At 74.4% G+C, this 2,061-nt stretch carries 1 protein-coding gene; it reads left to right on the top strand.

The window, feature by feature from the left end; genetic code table 11:
- Window positions 1-27 precede the first annotated feature (27 nt).
- Window positions 28-2,061: condensation domain-containing protein (locus tag ABZ497_RS36720; protein ID WP_359812480.1), on the top strand; the 2,034-nt coding region annotated here is incomplete at its 3' end.

Below are 2,061 nucleotides of genomic sequence, written 5' to 3'. Positions count from 1 at the left end.
GGCCGGATGTACCGCACCGGTGATGTGGTGCGCTGGCGTCAGGACGGTCTGCTGGACTTCCTCGGCCGTGCCGACGACCAGGTGAAGATCCGCGGTTACCGGGTCGAGCCCGGCGAGATCGAGGACGCCATTGCCCTGGAGGCGGCCGTGGCCCAGGCCGCCGTGGTGGTCCGTGAGGACACCCCCGGCGTCAAGCGCCTGGTCGCCTACCTCGTCCCGGCCGCGACGGCCGTGGACCTCGCCGCCGTCCGCAACGAACTCGCCGCCCGGCTCCCCGAGTACATGGTGCCGTCGGCGTTCGTGGTGCTCGACGAGCTGCCGCTGACCGTCAACGGCAAGCTCGACCGCAAGGCCCTCCCCGCGCCCGCCGGCACCGGGACCGGCCCCGGCCGCGCCCCGCGCGACGCCCGGGAGGAGATCCTCTGCGGCGCCTTCGCCGAGGTGCTCGGCCTCGCCGAGGTCGGCCCCGAGGACCACTTCTTCGACCTCGGCGGCCACTCCCTGCTGGCCACCCGGCTGATCGGCCGGGTCCGCGCGCTGCCCGGTGGCGCCGAGCTCACCGTCCGTGACCTCTTCGAGGCACCCACCCCGGCCGGCCTCGCCCACCGGGCCGGCGCCGGCGACGACCCGCGCCCCGCCCTGGGCCGCCGCGAGCGCCCGGCCGAACTGCCGCTCTCGCACGCCCAGCGCCGGATGTGGTTCCTGCAGAACCTCGACGACTCGGGCGCCACCTACAACGTGCCCCTGGTGGTACGGGTCACCGGCCCGCTGGACCGGGCCGCCCTCGGCGCCGCCGTCCGCTCGGTGACGCAGCGGCACGAGAGCCTGCGCACCGTCTTCACCGAGCGCGACGGCGACGTCCACCAGCGGATCCTGGAGGCCCCGGCGGCCGAGGCGGCCGTACACCTGGTCCGCTCCTCCGAGTCGACGCTGGACGCCGACCTCCGGAGCGCCGTCCGGTACGGCTTCGACCTCTCCGCCGAACTGCCGCTGCGCGTCAGCCTGCTGGAGCTCGGCCCGGAGGACCACGTGGTGGTGGTGCTCTTCCACCACATCGCGGGCGACGAGTGGTCGATGCTCCCCTTCATCGAGGACCTCACCGGCGCCTACGCGGCGCACACCGACGGCCGCACCCCCGACTGGGCGCCGCTGCCGGTCCAGTACGCCGACTACACGCTCTGGCAGCAGGAGCTGCTCGGCTCGCCCGAGGACGAGCGGAGCCTGCACGCCCGTCAGGCCGGGTACTGGAAGCAGGCACTCGCCGGGCTGCCGGAGGAGCTGCCGCTGCCGACCGACCACCCGCGCCGTCCGGTGGCCGGCTACCGCGGCGACACCGTGCGCGGCCAGGTCCCCCCGGCCGTCTACCGCGGTCTGCGCGAGGCCGCCCGGGCGACCGGCACCACCACCTTCATGGTGCTCCAGGCGGCCGTGGCCACCCTGCTGCACCGCCTGGGCGCCGGCACGGACATCCCCCTGGGGGCGCCCGTCGCCGGGCGTTCCGACAGCGCGCTGGACGGGCTGGTCGGCTTCTTCGTCAACACGCTGGTCCTGCGCAACGACCTGTCCGGCGACCCGACCTTCGCCGAGCTGCTGACCCGCACCCGGGACACCGACCTGGCGGCCTTCGCCCACCAGGACCTGCCGTTCGACCGGCTGGTCGAGGCGGTCAACCCGCCGCGCGTGCCCGGCCGGCACCCGCTGTTCCAGGTGATGCTCGGCTACCAGCACAACGACGGCCAGGCCGGACGCCTGCTCGGCCTGGAGAGCCGGATCCTGCCCTTCGAGCTGGGCGCCGCGAAGTTCGAACTCGACTTCAACTTCGAGGAGACCTCCGCCACGGAGGAGATCGACATCGCCTTCGAGTACGCGGCCGACCTCTACGACCGCACCACCGCCGAGGCCCTGGTCGAGCGGCTGCTGGCCCTGCTGGAGCAGGTCGCGGCCGACCCGCGGCGCCGGATCGGCGCCCTGGATGTGTTGACGGTGCGTGAGCGGGGTCTGGTGTTGGGGGAGTGGGTGGCGACGGGTCGTGGGTTGCCGGGGGCGACGGTGGCGGATCTG

The sequence above is a fragment of the Kitasatospora sp. NPDC005751 genome (genome assembly GCF_040630835.1).
Classification (GTDB): domain Bacteria; phylum Actinomycetota; class Actinomycetes; order Streptomycetales; family Streptomycetaceae; genus Kitasatospora.
This window is presented reverse-complemented; position numbering and strand designations above follow the sequence as displayed.